This is a genomic window from Metamycoplasma phocicerebrale (assembly GCF_003383595.3).
In the GTDB taxonomy this organism is placed as follows: Bacteria; Bacillota_I; Bacilli_A; order Mycoplasmatales; family Metamycoplasmataceae; genus Metamycoplasma; species Metamycoplasma phocicerebrale.
This window is the reverse complement of sequence record NZ_CP033058.2, coordinates 241,945-267,955: the sequence shown is the minus strand read 5'-3', so window position 1 is coordinate 267,955 and position 26,011 is coordinate 241,945. Positions and strand designations below refer to the sequence as shown.

General features: G+C 29.0%; 17 protein-coding genes and 2 rRNA genes. 2 read left to right on the top strand and 17 right to left on the bottom strand.

Features of this window, described 5'->3' with window-relative positions; translation table 4 throughout:
- Positions 1-12: 12 nt before the first annotated feature.
- Positions 13-924 (bottom strand): gamma-glutamylcyclotransferase family protein, encoded by a 912-nt coding sequence (locus DMC14_RS05895; RefSeq protein WP_116171979.1) that lies wholly within the window; start codon positions 922-924, stop codon positions 13-15.
- Between the two features lie 224 nt (positions 925-1,148).
- On the opposite strand from DMC14_RS05895, the gene DMC14_RS01045 reads away from it, so the two are divergent.
- Positions 1,149-2,477 carry a C1 family peptidase gene (locus DMC14_RS01045; protein WP_217495061.1) on the top strand — a complete coding sequence of 443 codons (1,329 nt, stop codon included), beginning with the start codon at positions 1,149-1,151 and terminating at the stop codon, positions 2,475-2,477.
- Between the two features lie 32 nt (positions 2,478-2,509).
- Here the strand turns inward: DMC14_RS01045 and DMC14_RS01040 are convergent, their stop codons facing one another.
- Genes DMC14_RS01040 through lepA form a run of 3 tightly spaced genes read right to left on the bottom strand, consistent with a single transcriptional unit; the run spans position 2,510 to position 5,441 of the window.
- Positions 2,510-2,734 carry a YneF family protein gene (locus tag DMC14_RS01040; protein ID WP_116171977.1) on the bottom strand — a complete coding sequence of 75 codons (225 nt, stop codon included), beginning with the start codon at positions 2,732-2,734 and terminating at the stop codon, positions 2,510-2,512.
- A 3-nt stretch (positions 2,735-2,737) separates the two neighbouring features.
- A complete protein-coding gene (locus tag DMC14_RS05890) occupies positions 2,738-3,640 on the bottom strand; it encodes an MSC_0882 family membrane protein (RefSeq protein ID WP_116171976.1) in 903 nt (300 codons plus the stop codon).
- A gap of 1 nt (position 3,641) precedes the next feature.
- Positions 3,642-5,441, bottom strand: a complete 1,800-nt coding sequence (gene lepA / locus DMC14_RS01030; protein ID WP_116171975.1) for a translation elongation factor 4 — start codon at positions 5,439-5,441, stop codon at positions 3,642-3,644.
- Between the two features lie 116 nt (positions 5,442-5,557).
- On the opposite strand from lepA, the gene DMC14_RS01025 reads away from it, so the two are divergent.
- Positions 5,558-6,433 (top strand): diacylglycerol kinase family protein, encoded by an 876-nt coding sequence (locus DMC14_RS01025; protein ID WP_116171974.1) that lies wholly within the window; start codon positions 5,558-5,560, stop codon positions 6,431-6,433.
- A gap of 13 nt (positions 6,434-6,446) precedes the next feature.
- On the opposite strand, the gene DMC14_RS01020 is transcribed toward DMC14_RS01025, so the two are convergent.
- From DMC14_RS01020 to alaS, 13 genes are all read right to left on the bottom strand, one after another.
- A complete protein-coding gene (locus DMC14_RS01020; protein WP_116171973.1) occupies positions 6,447-9,308 on the bottom strand; it encodes a cation-translocating P-type ATPase in 2,862 nt (953 codons plus the stop codon).
- A 117-nt stretch (positions 9,309-9,425) separates the two neighbouring features.
- Complete coding sequence (locus DMC14_RS05885) at positions 9,426-11,174, bottom strand: APC family permease (RefSeq protein ID WP_277870951.1); 1,749 nt, start codon at positions 11,172-11,174, stop codon at positions 9,426-9,428.
- A gap of 317 nt (positions 11,175-11,491) precedes the next feature.
- A complete protein-coding gene (obgE, locus tag DMC14_RS01010) occupies positions 11,492-12,766 on the bottom strand; it encodes a GTPase ObgE (RefSeq protein ID WP_116171971.1) in 1,275 nt (424 codons plus the stop codon).
- Between the two features lie 57 nt (positions 12,767-12,823).
- A complete protein-coding gene (gene metG / locus DMC14_RS01005) occupies positions 12,824-14,392 on the bottom strand; it encodes a methionine--tRNA ligase (protein ID WP_116171970.1) in 1,569 nt (522 codons plus the stop codon).
- A 2-nt stretch (positions 14,393-14,394) separates the two neighbouring features.
- A complete protein-coding gene (locus DMC14_RS01000; protein WP_116171969.1) occupies positions 14,395-15,186 on the bottom strand; it encodes a tRNA1(Val) (adenine(37)-N6)-methyltransferase in 792 nt (263 codons plus the stop codon).
- Between the two features lie 167 nt (positions 15,187-15,353).
- A 23S ribosomal RNA gene (locus DMC14_RS00995) occupies positions 15,354-18,251 on the bottom strand.
- A 195-nt stretch (positions 18,252-18,446) separates the two neighbouring features.
- Positions 18,447-19,969: ribosomal RNA gene (locus DMC14_RS00990) — 16S ribosomal RNA — on the bottom strand.
- The 16S and 23S rRNA genes sit together here, the layout of an rRNA operon.
- Positions 19,970-20,289: 320 nt before the next feature.
- Complete coding sequence (locus DMC14_RS05880) at positions 20,290-21,168, bottom strand: hypothetical protein (protein ID WP_116171968.1); 879 nt, start codon at positions 21,166-21,168, stop codon at positions 20,290-20,292.
- Between the two features lie 196 nt (positions 21,169-21,364).
- Complete coding sequence (gene greA / locus DMC14_RS00980) at positions 21,365-21,835, bottom strand: transcription elongation factor GreA (RefSeq protein WP_116171967.1); 471 nt, start codon at positions 21,833-21,835, stop codon at positions 21,365-21,367.
- 3 nt (positions 21,836-21,838) lie between these two features.
- A complete protein-coding gene (locus DMC14_RS00975) occupies positions 21,839-22,573 on the bottom strand; it encodes a BC85_0335 family putative methyltransferase (RefSeq protein ID WP_116171966.1) in 735 nt (244 codons plus the stop codon).
- A complete protein-coding gene (locus tag DMC14_RS00970) occupies positions 22,566-22,895 on the bottom strand; it encodes a hypothetical protein (RefSeq protein ID WP_116171965.1) in 330 nt (109 codons plus the stop codon). Before DMC14_RS00970 ends, DMC14_RS00975 begins: the two co-directional genes overlap by 8 nt.
- Positions 22,888-23,322 (bottom strand): Holliday junction resolvase RuvX, encoded by a 435-nt coding sequence (gene ruvX / locus DMC14_RS05875; RefSeq protein WP_116171964.1) that lies wholly within the window; start codon positions 23,320-23,322, stop codon positions 22,888-22,890. Before ruvX ends, DMC14_RS00970 begins: the two co-directional genes overlap by 8 nt.
- Complete coding sequence (alaS, locus tag DMC14_RS05870; protein WP_116171963.1) at positions 23,315-25,975, bottom strand: alanine--tRNA ligase; 2,661 nt, start codon at positions 25,973-25,975, stop codon at positions 23,315-23,317. Before alaS ends, ruvX begins: the two co-directional genes overlap by 8 nt.
- Between the last annotated feature and the right edge of the window lie 36 nt (positions 25,976-26,011).

Sequence of the window (26,011 nt, the reverse complement as noted above, 5' to 3'; positions counted from 1 at the left end):
TTTGTAATTTTTTTAAATACTATGTTTTTTTATTATTTCAATTAAAGTATTAAGTCTTTTAAGAGGGTCTATATCAAAATCTAAAACTAAATATTCAAATGATTTATCATTATAAGCTCCAAATAAAGGCAATTTTCTAGTCAAATCTCATCTTAAATTAATGTATTTATATGGAGTAGACTTTGCTAAAAAACTAGCATCAAATTCATATAGTGGTTTTCATAAAATATTAATTGAAGTATTAAAATCCTTATTTTCTCAAGCATCATAATAAAACTTACTATTTAAATTCTTGTTTTGTCCAAAACTAATCATTAGAGCAAATTTTTCGTTTTTTAATTCCAAAGGAATCATAGCATAATGTTCAAATAAATAATTTTTCTTGACAACATCTTCAATAATTAACACTAAATATGGGTGCTTTAAATTCTTAATTTTATTAAATTGTTCTTCATTAACTTTATATAAAATAGCGTTGTCGATTATAGGAAAATTTTTATTTAATTTTTCTATTTCAATAAAAGAATTCATTTCATTTTCATTACGATATATTGTTGTAAGAGTGGGTTCATCTTCTGGGGCTAAATAAACCTGACCAAATTCTAACTTTGTATATATTTGAACATTTTCAATCATTTCATTTGTATCCAAAGCCATAACATTAACAATATGTCTTTGATAATGAGGAAATTTATTTCAACGATCAAGCATAAACAATTCTTCTTTAGTTATTTCAAAAACAAAGCCATTAATTTTGTTTGAATTATCTTTTTTTATTAATAAATTGCTTTCTGAATCTATGCATTTTGCATAACCATTTAGAACAGCTGGTCTTTTTGTTTTTCAATTAGATAATAAGTTTTCATAAAACAAGGGATCTTGTATGCTTGCATAAGCAAAGACATAAATTTTTTGATTATTCATTTTATTCTCCTAGGACTATATAATAAATAAAATATAGTTTTATATTATTAAAAAAATTATATCAAATTTAACAGCTTACTTTTTTAAGAAAAAAATAATTAAATTACAAAAAATAATTATATTTTTCAATCTTAATTTAATTACTAAAGTTTTTAGACTAATCATTTTAAATATAAACAGTTTTGGTATAATTAAAAGATAAAAAAATAAGAAAGGTTTTTATAATGATAAATGAAAAATTATTAAATAAATTTAATAAAAAATATAATTCTGATCCAACAAATAAAGCAGTGGAAAATGCTGTTGCTAAAGTAGGGATTAAAGAAGCTTCTATTAATCAAGATGCTATAAGAAGACATAATTTTAAATTTTCACATACTACCAAAAAAGGTGATGTAACAGAACAAAAACAAAGTGGAAGATGTTGAATGTTTGCAGCATTAAATACCGCTAGAGTCGACACAATGAAAAAATATGATTTAAAAACAACAGAGTTTTCACAATCATATACATTATTTTGAGATAAATTAGAAAGATCAAATTACTTTTTTGATGCAATAATTGATACAGTTGAAGAAGATTTAGATTCAAGAGTTGTAGCGCATTTATTAAAATCACCATTAGAAGATGGCGGACAATGAGATATGTTTAGTGCTTTATTGGATAAATATGGAATAATTCCAAAAGACCATATGCCAGAAACATTTAGTTCTTCTAGCACATATACAATGGATACACATTTAACTTCAATGTTAAGATATTTTGCATTTGAATTAAGACAAGAATATTTAAAATCAAAAAATATTAAATTATTACAAGACAAAAAAGAAGATTATTTATACAAAATTTATAACATTTTAGTTAAATCTTTAGGTTTGCCTCCAAAAGAAGTAAATTTTGAATATGAAGATAAAGAAGGAAAATATCATAGACTTCCATCAATGACTCCACAACATTTTTTTAAAGAAGTGGTTGGTTGAAATTTAAGTAATAAAGTTAGTGTTATTAATTCACCAACAGATGATAAACCATACAATAGAATCTACACTATTAAATATTTAGGAAACGTCGCTGGTAAAAAAATCAAACATTTAAATTTACCTATAGAAGAATTGAAAAGAATGGCTATAGAGTCTATTAAAGCAGGGGAACCTGTATGATTTGGTTGTGATGTTGGAAAAATGAGCCAAAGTATAGTTGGTATTATGGACCATGAAATGTTTAAATATGAAGAAGTTTATGGATATAACCCAAAATGAACTAAAGGTCAAAGATTACAATATGGCGAATCTTTATTAACGCATGCAATGGTATTTACTGGTGTAAACTTAGACAAAGAAGGTAATCCTATTAATTGACAAGTTGAAAACTCATGAGGTACTAAAATAGGTCGTGATGGAGTATTTTCAATGTCGGATAAATGATTTGATGAATTTACTTATCAAATTATGATAGATAAAAAGTATTTATCAAAAGAAGCAAAAGACGTTTATGAAAATTCAGAAATTATTGAGGTTGCTCCTTGGGACCCGATGGGTGCTTTAGCTAAATAAAAAAAATCAGACTTACAAAAAAATGTCTGATTTTATTTTGCATTTTTCATTGAACGCATAACTTGTCTAATTTGAGCTTCTGAAGCTTTACGTCCCATTTGTTGAAACATAACCCTAATCATTTTTTCATTAATAGGGGGATTTTCCCTTAATTGTTTTTCAAATTTCTTTTTAGTAATAAATATTGCAGCTATAGCTCCAATAGCAGCAAATACTAAAGGTAATACTACTAATAAAACAATTCCATAAACAGGCATATCTTATTTTCCTTTCTTAACAACTTTTTTAACAATTAACAATGTAATAATGGGTATAACTAATACTACTAGAATACTAATAAAGAATACTTTTGCTCAAAATTTATGAGCATCGCTTCTTTGTTTTGATAAATCTGTGTAATTCATTACTTCTTGTCCAAAGAAATTTTGAATATCTACCATTCTCTTTTTACGATAGATAGAATTAACAATAAATAAAATTACAACCGTTATTAGTATACCACAAAGAATATAAACTACTAAGTCTGGATTTGAAAAACTATTTAAAATTCACTCTTTAAATTTAAAAACCTTTCAAGATGTATCTTTAATAGCTCAAAAAATTAATGTAAATAAACCGACATAAAATAATATAGAGACTACCAATCATGTACGTCTAACTTGTTTTTTCATTAGTTTTTCATATAATATTGCTACAAAGGGAGGCGTAAATGATTCGCCTTCTGATATTCTTTCCCTATAATGCAAAATTGATTTTTTTATCCCTGATAATTCAATTGATTCAAAAGTTAATACTACAATTGATATGGTTCCTAAAAGGACAGGTATAATATATCATCCCCAAGGTACAGCCTTAGAAGGATCTTTTAAAAAATTTATAAAAGATTTTGAACTAAAAGCAAATAATAATATCAATATCAATGAAGTTAAAAAAACAAGAGATAAAAATATTATATTAATAGTTTTGATTGTAGTTTCCGATTTAAAAACTTTATATATACCATTAGGAATTACACCTTCAGGATCCAATGTTCTTGATGGCTTGTATATATTTTTGGTTTTAATATCTTGATCAGCCATGTGATTTGTAGCAGTGGCTGTAATGGCCATTTGGTTATTTGAATTAGCTTCCAATGAACCAGTTATAATTGGTTTGATATCCATTCTACCCCTTTTTTTGTGTATCAGTTTTTAAAATAGCCAAAAATGCTTCTTGTGGAACTTCTACACTTCCGATTTGTTTCATTCTTTTCTTACCGGCTTTTTGTTTATTTAGTAATTTTTGTCTACGAGTAACATCGCCACCATAAAGCTTAGCAGTAACATCTTTACGATATGCTTTAATTGTTTCTCTTGCTATAATTTTACCCCCAATTGCTGCTTGAACTGGAATTTCGAAATTTTTTCTTGGAACTACTTGTTTTAGCTTTTCTGTTAATTCACGACTCTTTGCATAAGCAAAGTCCCTATGAACTACTAGAGCAAGTGCATCAATTTTTTCACCATTTAGCATAATATCTACTTTAACTAAATCACTTTCACGTAGCCCAATATGCTCATAATCAAAAGAAGCATAACCCTTTGAATAACTTTTCATTAAATCAAAAAAGTCAAAAATTGTTTCATTTAATGGAAGTTCATAAATTAAACGTCTTCTTTTATCATCTAAATATTCAATATTAATATATTTCCCTCTTTTAGATTGGCATAATTCCATAATTGGACCAATATATTCCTCAGTTAGCATAATTGAAGCTCTAATATATGGTTCTTCAATTGATTTAATTAAACTACGATCAGGGAAAAGTGATGGATTAGTAATATATTCAATATCACCATTTGTTAACGTAATAACAAATTCTACTGATGGAGCTGTAGCTAAAATATCTAAATTAAATTCTCTTTCAAGTCTTTCTTGCAAAACATCCATATGTAAAAGACCTAAAAAACCTATTCTAAACCCAAATCCTAAAGCTTTTGAAGTTTCTGGTTCTCAAACTATAGAAGAATCTGATAAACTAATTTTTTCTAAAGCATCTTTTAAAGCATTATAATCTCTAGTGTCAACAGGATAAAAACCTGTATAAACAACTGGCTTCATTTTCTTATAACCAACTAATGGCATGGCAACAGGATTATCTAATTGTGTAATAGTATCACCGACAGCGACATCTTTTACATCACGAATAGATGCTGCTATCCATCCTACTTCTCCAGCTACAAGTTCATCTCTTTTTTCTTCATTAGGATTTTTTACTCCTAATTCTGTAACTGTATATGATTTTTTAGTTTGCATAAAATATATTTTGTCGCCAACATTTATTTTTCCATTAAAAAGACGAGCATAAATAACTACCCCTCGGTAATTATCAAAATAACTATCAAATATTAGAGCTTCTAAGGGTTTAGAATTATTCGCTTCCTTAGGAGCAGGAATACGATTAATTATTGCTTCAATAACTTGATCTATATTTATTCCAGTTTTAGCAGATATGAGTATAGCATCAGAAGCATCTATTCCAATAATATTTTTTATTTCTTCTTTTACTCTTTCTGGATCAGCACTAATTAAATCTACTTTATTAATAACAGGAACTATTTCCAAATTGTGTTCAATTGCCAAATAAACATTAGCTAATGTTTGAGCTTGAATGCCTTGCGTTGCATCAACTAAAAGTATTGCTCCTTCACATGCAGCTAAACTTCTACTAACTTCATATGTGAAATCAACATGACCGGGGGTGTCAATTAAATGAAAAATATAATCTTTATATTTAATTTGAATAGCGTTTAGTTTAATTGTAATTCCCCGCTCTTGCTCTAAATCCATAGAATCTAAGATTTGAGGTTTTGCTTCACGAGCTGAAACTGTATTAGTAAATTCTAAAATACGATCAGCCAATGTACTCTTGCCATGATCGATATGAGCTATAATTGCAAAATTTCTTATATTTTTTTTATTCATATTTTGTTAAATTATATTTTAAAACGCGCTTTTTTTAATTAAAAAAAAATTAATTAACATATTCAATAAGCATAAATTGTGTCTTTTTTTAATCTTATCTTATATAATAATATTCTATGCTATATGTTTTATATAATTTACTATCCAAAAGTGGGAAAAATCCAAGAAAACTTTTTAATATTGTTTCTAAAACAGTTAATACTTTTAAAAAAGATAATTTAAAAGTAATTGACATTACCAAAATTCAAGATTACAAAAAAGAAATTGATAATGTCAAAAAAGAAGACACAATTGTAATAATAGGAGGGGATGGCACTTTAACTCACATTACTGATAAATTAAGACATATAAAAAATCTACCAGATATTTATGCCTATAAAGCGGGTACTGGTAATGATTTTATTAGAAATATAAAAGCAACTAAAGAATACAAAGTAATTAAAAGAAAATTTTATAGAATAAATGAATATTTGCATAAATTACCTATTATTAAATCTGGAAATTTAGAACGAAGTTTTTTAAATGGGGCTGGCTTTGGTCTTGATGCCATGATAGCAAAGGCAACAAATGATAAAAAAAATAAAGATGGAAAAGCTTCTTTTTTTAAGGTTAGTTTAGATTGTGTAAAGAAATTTAAACCTATGGATAATATAAAATTAACTATAGATGGCAAGGAATATATATTTAATAAAGTTAGTTTAATATCAGTAATGAATGGTCCATATTATGGAGCTGGAATGAAAATAGCACCAAAAGCTAATATTAAAAAAGATTATTTAAGTGTAACTATAATTTCAAATATTAAAACTATAAAATTATTATGTGTATTTAGTTTAGTATATTCAGGTTTACACACTAAAGTAAAAAGTGTAACTCAACTATTTGGAAAAAATATTAAAATAGAAAATATACCGAATAATTTTTCTCAAATAGATGGAGAAATATTCGAAACAAACAATAGAATAGAGATATACAAAAAAAATGCAGATTAATGCATTTTTTTGTTTATTTTTTATTAATTTGCTTTATTTCTTTAGGGCTTAATATCATTTCAAATTCTTTAATTTTTTTAAATTTATTATTCTTTTTTTCAATTGATAATAAGATTATTTTATGAACAAAATATATTGGTATTAATATTAATGGAATACCCAATCCATAAGCTATTAAAATAGGAGAATTAGATAATTGCTCATGGCCTTTAAACACTTTTGCAATAGGATTAACAAAAGCTACTAATAATAGAAATATTAAAGAAAATATGACCGAACTATAAACTTTTCAATAAAAAATAGGGTTAGACATTATAGCAGGTTTTTTAGACATTAAATTTATTGAATTAAATGTAGCAGTAATTCCTAATACTAAAAATGCTACTGTTGAAGCGGCTCCAAGAATATTATTAGGATCATTATATTTAGCTCATAAAGCACCCAAATAATATGCTACCATGGACATTATTCCTATTAGAATTCCTTGCCATAAAGTGTTTATTCCCATATAATTAGCAAAAATAGATTCATACTTTGAAATTGGTCTTTGATTCATATAATTTTCTTTTGAATCTTGCAATCCCAAAGCTATAGCAGGAAAACCATGAGTAAATAAGTTAATTCACAGCAATTGTGTTGCTGATAATATATATATTTCTTTTCCAGCTAATTCTGTTCAACTATTAAATATTAATTTAAAAATAATTAAACCAAAAAATACAAGAATAATTTCAGCTATTGAAGTAATTAAAAGGTTTTGAATAACATTTTTTATTTTTTGATAAATCGAACGTCCATTTTTAACTGCGCTAACAATTGTTGAAAAATTATCATCTGCTAAAATCATATCAGCTGCCTGTTTTGAAGCTTCAGTTCCTGTTATGCCCATAGCACAGCCTATATCTGCTTTTTTTAAGGCCGGAGCGTCATTTACACCGTCTCCAGTCATAGCTACTACTTGATTACGTTTTTGTCAAGCATTTACTATTCTTAATTTATCCTCAGGTTTAACACGAGCATATACTGAATACTTCTCAATACTATTAGCTAAATCTTCATCCGATATTTTATCTAATTCTATTCCTGTTATGGTTTTATCACCGTCTCGATATATATCTAAACTTTTTGCTATTGCAATAGCTGTATTTATATTATCTCCAGTAATCATAACCGGTTTAATTCCAGCACTTCTACAAATAGATATAGCGTCTTTTGCTTCTTGTCTTGGAGGATCAATCATTGCAACTAAACCGTCAAAATTCAATTCTTTTTCTAAAAAAGCATTTTTTTGATTTGAATTCAATTTTTTAAATTTATCTAAATCTTTTTTAGAAATTTCTTTAGAAGCTATTGCTAGAACTCTATAAGCATTATTTGCTCATTCATTATTCTTTTTTAAAATTAAATCTTTTTGTTTATTATCTAAAAAAGATTTATTAATTAAAACATCTGGAGCTCCTTTTACTATAACTAAATACTTATCATTAATTTTATTAATAGTACTCATTAACTTTCGATCTGAATCAAAAGGTAAAACACTTATTCTATGATATTCATTAATTAAATCGGCTTTAGTTTTATATTTAGAAAATTTTTCTAAAGAATATAAAAAGGCAACTTCCGTTGGATCTCCAACAGGTTTATATTCTCCATCTTCAAATACTAAATTAGCTTCGGAACACAATGAACCATATTCAATTAATTTTAAAAAACTATTATCTATTTTTAAATTACTTAAATTGTCTATTTTATTTGTTTTAAAATCATATAAATTTACTATAGTCATTTTATTTTGAGTTAATGTTCCTGTTTTATCTGAACATATAATTCCACAACTACCCAATGATTCAACGGCCATTAATCCTTTTACTATGGCATTCTTTTTAGCCATTTTTTGAATTCCTATAGCTAGAATTATTGAACTAAAGGCTATCAAGCCTTCTGGAATGGCAGCAACTGCTAAAGATACCCCATTTACTATTACTGTGCTTCAAAAATACATGTCTTTAAAATGGGCTGTATTTGGAATTGCAAATAATAATTGCATCAATATACTTGCTAAAAATAAGGCTATTCCAACATATCCAAAAATTTTTCCTAATCTATTAATTTTAATTTGTAAAGGACTAAGAGATTGCTTTTGTGAACTTACTAAAGAAGATATTTTACCTAATTCTGTTTGAGAACCAATTGCACTAACAACGTAATATCCTGTTCCTGTTGCAATTATTGAAGAAGAATATAACATAAATTTACGATCACCAAGAGCTAAATCAAAATCTCTTTTTGCCATATAATCTTTATAGGCAGGTTCACTTTCCCCTGTTAAGGAGCTTTCAATAGCTGATAAATTAGAAGAAAATAATAAATATCCGTCAGCAGGAACAACATCTCCAGCTTCTAAAATTACAACATCTCCTATAGTAATTTCAGAAGAATTTAAATTAATTAAAGAACCGTTTCGCATAACTTTTGCTTGCAAAGGATTTAATTTGCTTAAAGCATCAACTGCTTTTGCACTTTTTATTTCTTGAATGGCTCCTATTAAGGAATTTGATAAAACAACAAACATTATAATAGAGGGTTCTACAAATTCAACCACTAATTTTGAATCAAAATTTCAATTATTTCTTACGCCACTTATTATAGCAAAAATATAAGACAATAAAGAAGCGAACATTAAAATGATTACAAGAATGTCTTTAAATTGTGATAAATAAACTAAAAAAGGATTCGCTTTTTTTGTTTTATTTAATTCGTTTTTTCCAAAAGTTTTATGTCTTAAACTAGCTTCTTCATTATTTAAACCTAATTTCATATTAGTATTTAACATTTCATTTGTTATTTCTGGCAAAACTTCTAATTGTTTTTTCATTTGCTCTCCTTTAAGTTTATAACATTATATATTTTATTAAAAATAAACCTTTAATTTCAATAATAAAAAAGAAACCAATACCAAAATTGGTATTGGCTATTAAAAGTTATCAAATAATTATGATAAACGAGCTGATGCATATGAGTGTAGAACTAAATCATTTAGTTCTTTAGCTTCTCTAATATCTGCAATTTTACATGGGCAGTATTTATCAGCTTCACATTCACAGTATTCACCATTTAAAATTCTGTCATATTTAACTTTATTTGATAATGCTATTCTTCTTTCGATTGGAGTAGAAGCAAACATGATTACCATGTATAGAATGAATAATCCTGATGTTGCTGAGTAAGCAATTAAGTCAGGTTTTAGAGCATTTAAGTCTGCTCCTGGAGTCATATATCTACCTAATGTTATACCCAATGAAATAAATGGATCTAACATCTTAATAATCATTGTTATCATAACCATAAATATAGCTACATAACCTGCTCATACAGTGTGTTTATTTTCTTTAACTGCAATGAAGTGTTTCTTTCTGTTTTCTAGAACACCAATAATTGAAAATGCAATGAATGCAAATGCGAATACTGCCATTCAGTCAGCCATTAAGTCTGAGAACGATAATAATCTACCGATGTTTCATCCATATACAGTGTCAGCTGGAGTTGCACCATCAACACCTCAGAAGTCTAGATATGCATAAGCACCTATAACTGTAAATACAATCATAAATGGTAATGATAAAATTAAACAGAATAATGTTCCAATAATTGGAGTGTTTGAGTGTTTCATGTATCTATAAGCTTTAGCAGGAACGAAAATTTCTCCTTCCTTAATTAAGTCTTCAACGAAACGTGTTGCTCACATTGAGAAACCGTTTAAGATACCGATAACACCAATTGCTATCATAATGTTAATAGCACCAAAAGCTCATCCATGACCACTTTTGCTTAATAAACCACCAAAGTCATAGAATCCACCTGATTTAGCACCCAATGACATAGCTGCTGCAATTAGTATATAAATACCTGTCATTGTGAATAAACCAACAACTAAAGCAGCAGGAGTTTTTTCTGGGTTTTTCATTTCAGATTGAATACCAGCTGAAACATAGAAACCATCAAAAGCAAAGAAGATACCTGCTAATGATCCGAAAATTCCTAATACTGGAGTTAATCTTAAGAATGAGTTTGAACTCTTGTCAAATAAATTATCAACTGTAATTGGAGTTCAAACTGAATCTGATCCTCCTAAACGTTGAGTAGCGAAGTAATAGAAACCTACAATAACAATAGCTACTAAAGGAATAAACTTAACTGATGTAATAATTAAGTTTTGAATATTTCCTGCACGTCCACTTAGACCTGCTGAAAACAACATTCAAAGAGTTAATACTAAACCAATTAAGAAGTAGAATCATGGAGCTGATTCTGAATTTCCAAATGTAGTTGTCATGCCAAAACCTTGAAATCCATCTTGGAATTGTACGATTACATAGTAAGGCATGAAAAAGTATGTAAATGGAAGATATAGATAAGTCATAAAGAACTTATTAGCTTTATAAATATACAATGTATTAAAAGCTTTTGTTCAACCAATCATACCTAAGTTGTCGTTACGTCCTGAAGCTACTTCAACTAGTGCTAGAGCTAAAGTAATTACAGCAAAACCAGCGATCAATCATGTTGCTAAAGCTAAAGCAATATTTCCTGCTGAGTATTCTAGAACTGATTTAGATCTTAGAAAAATCCCAACACCGATTGATGAACCAATAACAACCATGATGGCTGCAAAGAAACTAATTTTTTTCTTTGTGCTTGAAGTAACAACCATTTGTTCTTCGGCCATAATATTTCCTTTCATATAAATTCAATATAAATAAAATTCGAACTTTAGATACACCCACATTTATATGCATTAAATATGTCCCACAAAAGATGTATCCTTTAAAATTATAATATTTTAAAATAAATAATTATTTTTTATTATTGAATATTCCTTTATTTTTCAATATTTTTTGCTTTTTTTATGCTTGAAACACATAAAAAAATGTATATTGAAAAGTCTTTAATATTGACATTGAAAAAATATCAATATTGCTTCAATGTAAATTTAATAAAAAATAAAAAAATAAAGCAGTATTTTTTTTGCTTTATTTTTAAAATTTTTTGACACAAAATTTAAAAATTTTCAGAATTTCATATAAATTCATAATCCTTAATTTTTATTGTGTCTCCATCTTTAACTTTTGAATTTTTAATTAATTCAAAAACACCCAATGATTTTAATTTAGCATTAAATCTTCACAAGTTATCTTGAGAAATTACAGGTACTTTATCATAAATTTTACAAACCTCATCCCCTATTATTTCATAAGTACCATTTGAAAGTTTTTTTATTTCAATAGGATTTTTTGCTAACTGAATAACAACAACATCTTCATTATTATCTTTAATTCGATCTAACATTGAAGACTTAGATTTTTCTAATGAATTTCATAATTCTTTTTTAATTTCTTCAATGTTAGAATTTATAAATGCGGAATTTTCAATTAATTTTAATTTTGGATATTTTTGTCTAAATTCTTTAATATGAACACCAAAATATTCTAAATCTTTTTTATTAGCAATAATAACCTGTGGTAATTTTTCTAATTTAAGATTGTAAGATTTTAATTCCTTATTTATAACTTCATAATCTTCAATAGGATTTTTATATTTTGAACCAAAGTCAATAATATGACATATTAATCTACAACGTTCTATATGTTTTAAAAATTGAATACCTAATCCCTTTCCTTCTGAAGCTTTTTCAATAAGGCCGGGAAGATCGGCTACAACAAATGATTTATCATAATATTTCACTAAACCTAATTGTGGAACGAGGGTAGTAAAATCATAATCTGCTATTTTAGGTTTTGCATTTGAAATCATTGAAAGCAATGTACTTTTACCTGCGCTTGGTTTGCCTAAAAACCCAACATCAGCTAAAACTTTTAAAGTCAGGTGTAATTCTAATTTTTCACCAGCGGTTCCATTTTCACAAATTCTTGGTGCAGTGTTTCTTGAAGATTTAAATCTTAAATTTCCCTTTCCGCCTTCTCCGCCTTTAGCAATTAAATATTTTTCTTCAGAAATTATATCAGCTATTAATTGACCGTCTTTGTAAACCATTGTTCCTAATGGTACTTTTATAATTGAGTCTTTTCCTCCTCTACCATAAGCATTTTTAGGTTTACCATTTTCTCCATCTTCAGCTTTTATTTTATTTTGATAATAAAAAGGTAATAAAGTGTTTTGGCCAGGATCTCCTTGAAAAAAAATTGAACCTCCGTTACCTCCATCACCTCCATCTGGACCACCTTTATCAACATGGGCTTCACGACGAAAACTGATGATGCCGTCACCACCTTTTCCTGCTATTGCTATAATATTAACTTCATCTATAAATTTCATGTGCTAATTTTACCAAAAAAAGAGAATAAAAACTCAGATTGTTAATCTGAGTAGTAATTATTTTTTATCTATTCTTGCAAATAAAATTTTATTTGCATTAGGATTAATATTATCAAATTTAGAAAAATTAGTTATATCTTCTTTTTTTAGATTTTTTTGATTTAAAAATTGTGATATTGTAGCACACTTATTAGGCATTACAACTGAAAACATTAAGGTTACTACATAAATACCATTTAATAAAGTGTTTAAAACTACATTAAGTCTAGTTAAATTTTCTTTTAATAATCATGGCTTTGTTAAATCTATATATTCATTTAATTTTGAAGATAAAGCAATAGCTACTTTTAATGCTTTATCAGCTTGAAAATCATTAAAATAATTTACATATTCATTATATATATTAGATAATTCTAAAAGAATACTGTTATCAATTTCTTGAATATTTTCATGTATATATTTTGTACCATTATCAAAATTTTGATTAATCATTTTAATAGTTCTATTTACCAAATTACCAAAATTATTAGCTAAATCGGCATTTAAAACATTTATTAAAAGTTCTTCACTAAAAGAAAAATCATTATTTATATTAACTTGTGAACTAAAAAAGTATTTTATTTCTTCTGGCCCATATTTTTCAATTAAGGGAATAGGTTCAATAACGTTTCCTTTAGATTTCGACATTTTGCCTTCAGGAGTAATTATTCAAGAATGTACTACTTCTTTTGTTGGTAAATTTATATCTAAAGATTTTAAAAATATTGGTCAATAAATAGAATGGAAACGTGAAATTTCTTTAGCTAAAACATGTACTCTTTCATTTCCATTTTCTCAATATTTAAGATAGTTAGAATTGTCATTAGTTTGATAGCCTAAAGCTGTTAAATAACTAAACAAAGCATCTAATCACACATAAATAACATGTTGCTTTTGATCATTATAATCATTCTTAGGAATTTTAATACCCCAATCAAAAGAAACTCTAGTAATTGATAAATCTTCTAATCCCTTATTTAAAAAATTATTTAATAGTTCTTTATGAGTACTTTTATTAGTTAAAAAATCAGTTTCTTTGTTAAAAAATTCTTTAATTCAAGGTTGAAATTTTTTCATATCAAAAAAATAACTTTCTTCCTCTATTTCTTGAAGTTCATGGTTAGAACTTGGATGATAGTATTTATTATTTTTAAAAACAGCTTGTGTTTTAGTAAAAAATTCTTCATCACTTACTGAATACAATCCAGAATAACTATCTTTATAAATATAACCTTTTTCATACATTTTTTGAAATACTTTAATTATTGTGTTTTCATGATCTATATTAGTGGTGCGACTATAATAGTCATAATCTATATTTAATCTATTTCATAAATCTTCAAATTTTTTAGATTGCATATCCACATATTTTTGAGGGTCTAGATTACTTTCTTCAGCCTTTTTTTGAATTTTTTGACCATGTTCATCTATGCCAGTACTAAAAAAAGTATCGTATCCTTGAGTTTTTTTAAAATTACGATATACTCAAGCTAAAGTTGTAGTTAATAAATGTCCTATATGAAGATTACCACTAGGATAATAAATAGGAGTTGTAATGTAAAAAGTTTTTTTATTAGTATTATTCATAATTATTTTTCTCCTTTAGCTTTGATAGGAACATATAACTTTTGAGTTTCTAAACGATAAGAATGATCATTTATATCTTCATTGTGTAAATATATATTTGGTTCAAAATATGTTCCTCAACCTGAATTAAATCTTGCTTCAACTAAACAAAATTTAGGTTGACTATTAATTCTAGTATAAACCAATTGTACTCTTTTAGGTTCAAAATTATATTTTCTTAATAAGTAAATTAAATCAATATATCTAGCCATAGGTAAAACTATTGTTAAATAACCTTTTTGTTCGATAATTTTTGAAGATAAAGATACTAATTGTTCTAAATTTAAATTTATTTCATGGGTAGCTAGTTTTTGTTCATTTGTACCAGTTGTTCTAGTCTGATTATAATTTTCATTATAATAAGGTGGATTGGCAACGATAGAAGAATATTTTTTAGCTAATTTATTTCCACATTTAAAAGCGTAATCTTTTGCATATTCTTTAAAATCTGCTTCTATAATATTAATTTGATTATTAAATTTATTTAAATTTATATTTTTTTTAGCTAGTTCAACTGCTTTTGATTGAATTTCAATTGCATCTATTTTTATTTTTTTTGATCGAGCAGCAATAAAAATAGAAAGAGCTCCATTATTTGCGCCAATTTCCAAAATATTAGAAACATTGCGATTAATAGCTAAAAAATTACCCAATAAAATTGTATCTACCGAATAATTAAACATACTTTTATCTTGGTATACAAATAAATCTCCACCATAACCTAAATTATTTTTAATAATTTGCTCTTTTTTCATAGTTATTAATTATAAATGATAAACAGTTGATAAATTATTTTTTTATTTTAAGTAATCTTAAAAAAATAAAAAAATCCAATTAAGGATTTCATTTTGCGGCTCATCGCATTTTTTTGTTCTCTGAAAACTGAATATCGACAAATAATTTAGATTACTTCTATAGAATCACTATTAAACCAATCAATTTATTAGTACTGGTCAGCTGAATGCATTACTGCACTTACACCTCCAGCCTATCAACCTCATAGTCTATAAGGAATTTAATAGGGAATACTCATCTTTGAGGGGGCTTCCCGCTTAGATGCTTTCAGCGGTTATCCCTGCCGCACTTGGCTACCCAGCTATGCTCCTGGCGGAACAACTGGCACACCATCGGTGCGTCCACTCCGGTCCTCTCGTACTAAGAGTAGCTCTCATCAATATTCCAACGCCCACATCAGATAGGAACCAAACTGTCTCACGACGTTTTGAACCCAGCTCGCGTACCGCTTTAATGGGCGAACAGCCCAACCCTTGGAACCGACTCCAGCTCCAGGATGCGATGAGCCGACATCGAGGTGCCAAACCTTCCCGTCGATGTGATCTCTTGGGAAAGATAAGCCTGTTATCCCCGGGGTAGCTTTTATCCGTTGAGCGACGGCCTTTCCACGAAGAACCGCCGGATCACTAAGTCCTGCTTTCGCACCTGCTCGACTTGTAGGTCTCACAGTCAATCACACTTCTACCTTTATGCTCTTTAATACGGTTTCTGACCGTATTGAGTGTAACTTTGAACGCCTCCGTTACCCTTTAGGAGGCGACCGCCCCAGTCAAACTACCCACCACACACTGTCCTCTTGCCAGATTATGGCAACAAGTTAGAAGTTCAACGTAACAAGGGTGGTATTTCAACGATGACTCCACTTGAACTAGCGTCCAAGCATCATAGTCTCCCACCTATCCTACACAAGTTAAATCAAACTCCAATATGAAGTTATAGTAAAGCTCCACGGGGTCTTTTCGTCTAGATGCGGGTCTCCGGCGTCTTCGCCGGAACCATAATTTCACCGAGTCCAATGTCGAGACAGTTAAGAGATAATTACTCCTTTCGTGCAGGTCAGTATTTAGCCGACAAGGAATTTCGCTACCTTAGGACCGTTATAGTTACGGCCGCCGTTCACCCGGGCTTCACATCAATGCTTCGCATAACTAACATCTTTGCTTAACCTTCGGGCACTGGGCAGGAGTCACCCCATATACATCGTCTTACGACTTAGCATAGAGCTGTGTTTTTGATAAACAGTTCCCCCTTACTATTCACTGCGGCCCACTTTTTAGGGTGGGCATCCCTTCTTGCGAACTTACGGGATGATTTTGCAGAGTTCCTTGACATTGGTTTTCTCGCTCGCCTTAGAATACTCATCTTGGGGACGTGTGTCCGTTCTCGGTACGGGTTTCTATAAACTTAAGTTAGAAGCTTTTTTAAGAGGTATGGAATCATCCAATTTGCTACTTGGTTGCCCTTTCACTATGCATCATAGTTCCCGGTTAAGCTGTGCGGATTTGCCTACACAACCCAGTTGCTACTTACCCCACAATCCAATAAGTGGTAGTACTATCCTCCCCCGTCACTCCATCACATTCATAGAAAGTACAGGAATATTAACCTGTTGTCCATCGGCTACGCCTTTCGGCCTCGTCTTAGGACCCGACTAACCCTGGGTGGACGAACCTTGCCCAGGAAACCTTCCCCAATAGGCGTCAGAGATTCTCACTCTGAATCGTTACTCATACCGGCATTCTCACTTGTAAGCGCTCCACCAGTCCTCACGGTCTGGCTTCAATGCCCTTACAACGCTCTCCTAACGCATTTTCATGCCCGTAGCTTCGGTATTGTGTTTTAGTCCCGTTGAATTATCGGCACAGAACCTCTCGACTAGTGAGCTATTACGCACTCTTTAAACGATGGCTGCTTCTAAGCCAACATCCTAGCTGTTTAAGAAATTCCACAACCTTTCTCACTTAACACAATTTTGGGACCTTAGCTGACGATCTGGGTTGTTCCCCTCGCGTGCATCGACGTTATCACCGATGTACCGACTGCATAGTAATTCATGATAGTATTCGGAGTTTGATTATAGTCAGTACGGCTAGGCGCCGCCATTCCATATTCAGTGCTCTACCCCCATCACTTAACACTACACGCTAGCCCTAAAGCTATTTCGGAGAGAACCAGCTATCTCCAAGTTCGATTGGAATTTCACCCCTACCCACAAGTCATCCGGGCACTTTTTAGCGTACTACGGTTCGGTCCTCCACTTAGTGTTACCTAAGTTTCAACCTGCTCATGGGTAGATCACCTGGTTTCGGGTCTATATCAACATACTAAAGCGCCCTATTAAGACTCGATTTCTCTACGGCTTCGCTTTAATCCACTTAACCTTGCATGTTGACATAACTCGCCGGTCCATTCTGCAAGATGTACGCCATCACCCATTAACGGGCTTTGACTAACTGTAAGTAATTGGTTTCAGGATCTATTTCACTCCCCTCCCGGGGTTCTTTTCACCTTTCCCTCACGGTACTAGTTCGCTATCGGTGTCTGGTTAGTATTTAGCCTTACCGGGTGGTCCCGGCAGATTCAGACAGGGTTTCACGTGCCCCGCCCTACTCAGGATACTACAAAGAGATTTACATATTTCGCTTACGGGAATTTCACCTTCTATGTTTAAGCATTCCAACTTATTCTGCTATATGTAAAATTTGTAACTCTAAAATGTAGTCCTACAACCCCAGCAACGAATGCTGGTTTGGGCTTTTCCCCGTTCGCTCGCCACTACTGAGGGAATCATTCTTTATTTTCTCTTCCTGCTGCTACTGAGATGTTTCAATTCACAGCGTGTCTCTTCATTCGACTATGGATTCATCGATATGATAATTGAGGATTAGCTCAATTAGGTTTCCCCATTCGGAAATCCCCGGATCACAGCTCATTTCCAGCTAACCGAGGCTTATCGCAGGTAATCACGTCCTTCTTCGACTTCCAGACCCAAGGCATCCACCAAAAACTCTTATCTTGTTTAATAGTTTTATTTATTTTTATGTATGACCTATTGTTTGTCTTTTTATTATAGATGTTTATATTCTATAGGTTGATCTAAACTTTGAAATATTAATAATTTAATTTTTCAATGTCGATATTCAGTTTTCAAAGAACAGAGAGATAAATCTCTCAAAACTGGATACAAATAATTTTTCCATAACAATTGTGTACTCCGTAGAAAGGAGGTGATCCATCCCCACGTTCTCGTAGGGATACCTTGTTACGACTTCACCCCAGTCACCAGTCCTACCTTAGGCGGTCGCCTCCGAGGTTAGCAAACCGACTTTGGGTATTACCAGCTCCCATGGTGTGACGGGCGGTGTGTACAAGACCCGAGAACGTATTCACCGCAGCGTAGCTGATCTGCGATTACTAGCGATTCCGACTTCATGGAGTCGAATTGCAGACTCCAATCCGAACTGAGATCGGCTTTTTGAGATTTGCTCCATGTCGCCATATTGCTTCTCTTTGTACCGACCATTGTAGCACGTGTGTTGCCCCACTCGTAAGAGGCATGATGATTTGACGTCATCCCCACCTTCCTCCCAGTTACCCAGGCAGTATCTCTAGAGTCCTCGACATGACTCGTTAGTAACTAAAGATAGGGGTTGCGCTCGTTGCAGGACTTGACCAAACATCTCACGACACGAGCTGACGACAACCATGCACCATCTGTCACTTCGTTAACCTCCACTATATCTCTATAGCTTTGCGAAGGATGTCAAGAGTGGGTAAGGTTCTCCGCGTATCTTCAAATTAAACCACATGCTCCACCGCTTGTGCGGGTCCCCGTCAATTCCTTTAAGTTTCACTCTTGCGAGCATACTACTCAGGCGGATCATTTAATGCGTTAGCTGCGTCAGTGAATCCTCCACCGACTAATGATCATCGTTTACAGCGTGGACTACCAGGGTATCTAATCCTGTTTGCTCCCCACGCTTTCGTCCCTCAGCGTCAGTATAGACCCAGTAAGCTGCCTTCGCCTTTGGTGTTCTTCCATATATCTACGCATTTCACCGCTTCACATGGAATTCCGCTTACCTCTATCTAACTCTAGTTTACCAGTATCCAAAGCGAGCCGGGGTTGAGCCCCGGGATTTGACTCCAGACTTAATAAACAGCCTACGAACGCTTTACGCCCAATAATTCCGGATAACGCTTGCGACCTATGTATTACCGCGGCTGCTGGCACATAGTTAGCCATCGCTTTCTGACAGGGTACCGTCAGCTTGGAAGCATTTCCTCAACCAAGTGTTCTTTCCCTATAACAGCACTTTACAATCCGAAGACCTTCATCGTGCACGCTGTGTCGCTCCATCAAGCTTTCGCTCATTGTGGAATATTCCCTACTGCTGCCTCCCGTAGGAGTTTGGGCCGTATCTCAGTCCCAATGTGGCCGTTCAGTCTCTCGACACGGCTAAACATCATAGTCTTGGTAAGCCATTACCCTACCAACTAACTAATGTTCCGCACCCTCATCCTTTAGCGGAGCTATAAAGCTCCTTTCACAACGGAACCATGCGGTTCCATGCGTATCCGGCATTAGCCAATGTTTCCATTGGGTATTCCAATCTAAAGGGTAGATTAAGCACGTGTTACTCACCCATTCGCCGCTAGGCTTCAAAAGAAACCTCGCTCGACATGCATGTATTAGGCACACAGCCAGCGTTCATCCTGAGCCAGGATCAAACTCTTAAAAATTTGATTTTGGTTATTATGTTTTTTATTTTGTTATTTAATTAAAATTAAATTGACGTTATGGTATTCGTATCCAGTTTTCAAAGAACTATCTCATACACTTAAGTTTGTAAAAGTGCACTTATAGTAGTATATACTAAATTTTAAAAAAAAATTAAAATTATAAAAAAAATTAAAGTTGCATAAAAAAAACAAATATTTTCTTTTAATTTTTAAAAAACAAAAACAAGTTTAGATTTAAAAAATATATAAAAACAAGGCATATTGATTTTAGATTAACCAAAATTAGCCTATGTTATTTATTTTATAAATTTATATACTAATTAAAAACTTTTAAAACTTTTTAAAGGAAAAAAGAACAAAGGAATAAAAGATAATAAATATTTTAATTTGCTTTTTTCTTTTCTATATACAACTATAATTGTTATTAAATTTATTAAATAAAACAATGGAATAGAACAATAAGCTGCATACAATAAAATAAGAGAATTTCAATCACCAGAAGCGTTGTAGAATATTCAAAAATAATCTATAATTAATAATAAAAATATATAGAAAAATATAAAAATATATAAAACTAAACGGTTTATATAATTACTTAATTCAGCATTTATTTTTAGTTTATCAGTTTTTTTAAATATATTAAAATAACTAAAAATACTTCCAATAATGTCAAATAGAAAAATTTTTAAAATTAAAAATATTGCTAATCAACTTAATTGTTTAAAAAGTTCTATTTCAGTTAATTTTAGAAATGGTAAAAATGAAAAAGAAAAATAAAAAATAAATAGAATGTTATTTATGACTTTATTTAAAGAAATGATTTTATTAATTTTTATTTTATTTAACAAGCAATAAATAATATAAGATCCTTCAAAATTTAAATATTTTATAGAATCAGAATTCAAATTAGCAATTTTTTTTGCTAAAAAATTATTAATTATTAAAGTAGCTGATAAATAAAAGCTTGTTAATAAAAAGAGCTTTATTCCAAAAAATACTATATTTATTTCTTTTAATATATTGAACTTGATGAAATAATATGTTAAAGCATCTAAAAATAGAATTAAACACAAAAATATTTCTACAAGTATTCCAAAATATAAATACAATTGAATTTTAATATCTTTGTTTTCTTTTTTGCTTAAATTTAAGCCTATCAAAATTTTTATACACTCTAACAAAGAAAACTTTGTTAACATTTTTAATTTTCTCCTACAAATATTTAAAAGGGTAATCATTATTTTTATAATACATTTAAAAATAGTTTTACCCTATAAATAATTTTAAACAAAATTTAATTCAAAAATTGGTTTTGAAATTATTTTGAAATAAATATTTATTTATTTAATAAAAAAAGTGAAGCAAGTTTAATTGCTCACTTTTAAATTATTTTATTTAATATATTACTTCAATTCTAACTTTATATTTTTTTGGTCCTTCAACTTCTACAATATCATCTACTTTATGATTTAAAATAGCCTTTGCTAATGGTGAGACGTTTGAAATATTGCCTATAAAAGGATCGGCATTTAAAGCACCCACTATTTTAACATCTAATAGTTCTTTAGTATTTAATTTAAATAATTTAACTGATGAACCTAATTGTACAATATGAGAACTTTTAGAGTCTGTTTTAATAATTGAAGCATTTTCAATAATATGTTGTATTTTTAAAATTTCAGCTTCAATTGCGGCTTGTTTATCACGCGCTGCATCATATTCAGCATTTTCTGATAAGTCACCTTGATTTCTAGCTTCTTTTAGTTCTTCAATAACTAAAGGCCTTGCTTCTTCTTGTAAATAAACTAATCTTTCTTTATATTCTTTTAAACTCTCTTTAGTTAAATAAATTTTTTCGTCATCCATAAATTATTCTCCTTTTTCTATTCTATTTTTAATATTACCTTTGGCTAAAAGTATAACACTTTTATTTTTAAACTTAAGTGTTTCATATCTCAAATCATATTCTTTTAACAAATTTTTATAATTTTTGATTGATTTAAAATTTTTAATTAAAACTATTGCCATACCTTTATCTGATAATAAATTTAATTTGTTGTCTATTATATTTTTTATATTTGATTCCTCTTTAAAAAAAAGCATAAAATCATTTACATTTTGAGATTTTGATACAGTTTTTATATTTTCAAAGTTTAGCTCTGGATATTTTTCAATAATATCTTCTCTAATTTTTTTATCAAAATATCCATTATATTCTACATCTATTCCATTAACTAAATTTGCTATTGAAATAGCTAAATAATCATTATCCGATTCAAGATAAACTTTTTTATATTTATTTATATATATAGTATTAATTAAAAAACAAGTTAAAAAATCATTTATATAATCTTTATATAAAGGTTGAATTCCATTAAGCACAACTCCATAATTAGGATTATTTATTTTTAATTTATTTATTTCTTCTTGCTCAATGGGCGATAAATATTTTTTAATTGCTTTCTTTTTATATCAAAAACTTAATATTAAAACAATAATAGCTATCAATAAAACCAAGACAATCGAAATTATTAATCCTAATCTAGTTTTAGGTGATATTTTAGAAGTACCCTTAATTAAAGAATAGTAAGTGCTATTATTCATTTGTTTCCTCAGAATCTAAAATTAATTTGTCCATAATACTATTACCATCTTTATCCACTAAGATATTTTCATCTAAAAAATCACTTAATAAATCTAAAAGTATTTCTATTTCTCCAGAATCTTCTAATTCTTCTAATCTATTATTTACTTCTTTAGTAAATATAAATGCTTCGCCATTAGTTAGAACTAAAAACTTTTCTCCATTTTCTATTATTTCAAACAAAACGTAGGCTTTAGAATTATCTTCTAAAATAATTTCTCTATCTTCAGAAAAAATATATAGTTTTTTTGGACTTTTTTTAATTTCAATGTCTTTATTCATTTTTATTCCTTTTTAAATAATCTTCTAATATTAATTGAGCTGCTAATGAATCTTTTTTGCTTTTTCTTTTTTTGCCATTATAGCCTGCCTCAAACAATATATTTTCAGCATTTATAGTGCTTTCTCTTTCATCTTGTAAACAAACTGGTATAGATAAATTCTCTTGTAATCGTTTTTGAAATTTTTCTACCATCTTTGTTCTTGAACTTTTTTGCAAATCCATTCTTAAAGGATATCCTAATATTATTGCATCAATTTCATTTTTATATTCACTATCATTTAAATAATAAACAACTCTTTTAATTACATCAATAAAATGTCATTCTTCAAATCTTAATGTCTCTAAACCACTAACAATAATCTCATTTAGATCTGATATTGCAAATCCACAAGTTTTTGTACCTAAATCAAGTGCTAATTTACGCATTAATTAGTCCTTTTATTTTTGTAATAATATTTTTATCATTCAATTTTGTATTAATTGATCCTTGAGAAACAATTTTATTTCCGCCGCCTTTTCCATTCAATTCTTTTATTATTAGTTTAAAAAATTGAAAAGCATCGTATTTTTTTGAGGCTACAATTAAAAAATAATTATTATCTTTTATTTGCGAAAAGCCAATAATTAAAGAATTAGGTTTTGCTTCTCTAATTTGAATAATTGCTTTTTTTAATAAAGAATTATCATGTTCGTTGATAATATAAGTTTCAATGTTATTGATTATTTCCGAAGAATAATTATTTATATCAACCTCTTCATTTTGTTTTTGTTTTAAAAACTTTTTATAATCATCTCGTATTTTTTCTTCTATTTCATCATATTCATCTAATAATTTTTCTTTTTCAAAACTCAACTTTGGTATTTCTGTTGAAAAACTATATTCATAATTTTCATTCAAATGTTTATTATTTTTAACTAAAGATAATAAAAGTTTTTGTTTTTCAAAAATTTCTTCTTCAAGATATTTATTTACCAATTTATTAGAAGTAACAACTCTTAAACGATAAATACCGGTTCCTTTTGAATCAACAGATACAATTTTAAAATCTTCAATTACACTAGAATTATCAACGTGAGTTCCTCCACAAAGATCTTTAGTTATATTTTCAAATTCTACTACTCTAACATTATTAGCATCATGATATTCTGACTCTTCAATAGTCATATAAGCTCCCATTTCTTGAGCTTTTTTTACTGAAGTGATAATATAAGTTCTTTTAGAAGACATAGCTATGTATTCACGCATTATTTTTTCAATGTTTTTTATTTCTTTTTTGGTTGGACGATGATCTAAACCAAAATCAAATGTAAAATATTCAGGGTGAATATTCGAACCTAATTGTTCTATTATATCATTACTATAAGTTTTACGCAAAGCATGAAACATAATGTGCGTAGAACTATGATTTCTTGCATAATTTAATCTTTTGTCCTTATCAACAAAACATTGAATTGGATCTTTTTTATTAATTGTACCCTTAATTACATGAATAGGGTTTCAAAATTTATCTTTAAAAACATCTAATACTTCAATTTTATTATTATTTTGAATCATATATCCAAAATCATGATTTTGTCCACCACTTGTTGCATAAAATGGAGTTTTGTCTAAAACTAGATAAGATATATCTTCATTATTATTTGTTTTAGAGATTTTTTCTTCTTCATTTAATAAATATAGAATATTTGAAGTGCTTTCTAAAAAATCATAGCCAATAAATTCCGAAACTTTCTCTGGTATAAAAGATAAAGAATTAATTACTTTTTGCATACCAGCTTCTATATTTCCTCTTGAACGTTCTTGATGTTCTTTTAAAAACTCATAAAATTCATTTAAATCTATTTTAATACCTTTTTCTTTTAATATTTCTTCAGTTAGTTCAATAGGAAAACCATAAGTATCAAACATTTTAAAAGCTGTTTTAGCATCAATGAAACCATTAATTTCTAGTTCTTTTTCTAAAAGTTTTTCTCCTTCTTTAATGGTTTTGGCAAATAGTTCTTCTTCTTGTTTTATTATTTTGGATACTTCTTTAACATTAATATCATAAATTAAGGAGTCTTTTACAACTTTAACTAATTTATATAAAAAAGATTTTTCTTTTATTCCTAAAGAGAGTCCAGCACGATAAGAACGTCTTATTAAACGTCTAATAATATATCCTCTTCCAACATTTGAAGGGCTAACACCATCACTTATAGCATTAACGCTAGCTCTAATATGATCAGCTATTATTTTAAAAAGTGTGTTTATTTTAGTTTGTTTAGGTTCCTTAGTAAAATAATTATTAATATCATAATGGTAATCTGTTTTTGCTTCTACTTCTTTTATTATTGGTAAAAATAAATCAGTATCAAAATTGGTAGGTGCATCTTGCATTATTGATGTAATTCTTTCTAGACCAGCACCAGTATCAATGTTTTTAGTAGCTAATTCAGTATAATGATTTTCACCATCATTATTAAATTGTGAAAATACAATATTTCATATTTCAATATACCTATCATTTTCAATATCTTTAACTAGTAATTCGATTCCTCTTGAATCATATTTAGGTCCACGATCGTAAAATATTTCTGTATCTGGTCCACAAGGCCCTTGACCTACATCTCAAAAGTTTGTATCCCTTGAACCTTTAATAAGATGACTAGGGTTTACGCCTAATTCTATTCATCTATCATAAGTTTCTTTATCTTCTTCATAATATGTTATATAAATTTTTTCTTTATCAAATTTTAAAACTTCAAAGATAAACTCATAGCCAAAAGCAATTGCTTCTTTTTTAAAATAATCACCTATTGAAAAATTACCTAACATTTCAAAAAATGTATGATGTCTAGCGGTTATTCCAACATTTTCAATATCATTAGTTCTTATTGACTTTTGAGAATTTGTAATTCGCTTAGCAGGAGGTATTTTTTTTCCGCTAAAATAGTCTTTTAAAGTGGCAACTCCTGAATTAATTCATAATAATGAAGGGTCATTTTGTGGTATTAATGATTTTGATTCAACCACTAAATGTCCTTTCGATTTAAAAAAATTAATTCACATTTCTCTAATTTGTTTTGATGAAATCATTATTTCTTCTCCTTAAATTTATTAAATTATAAATTC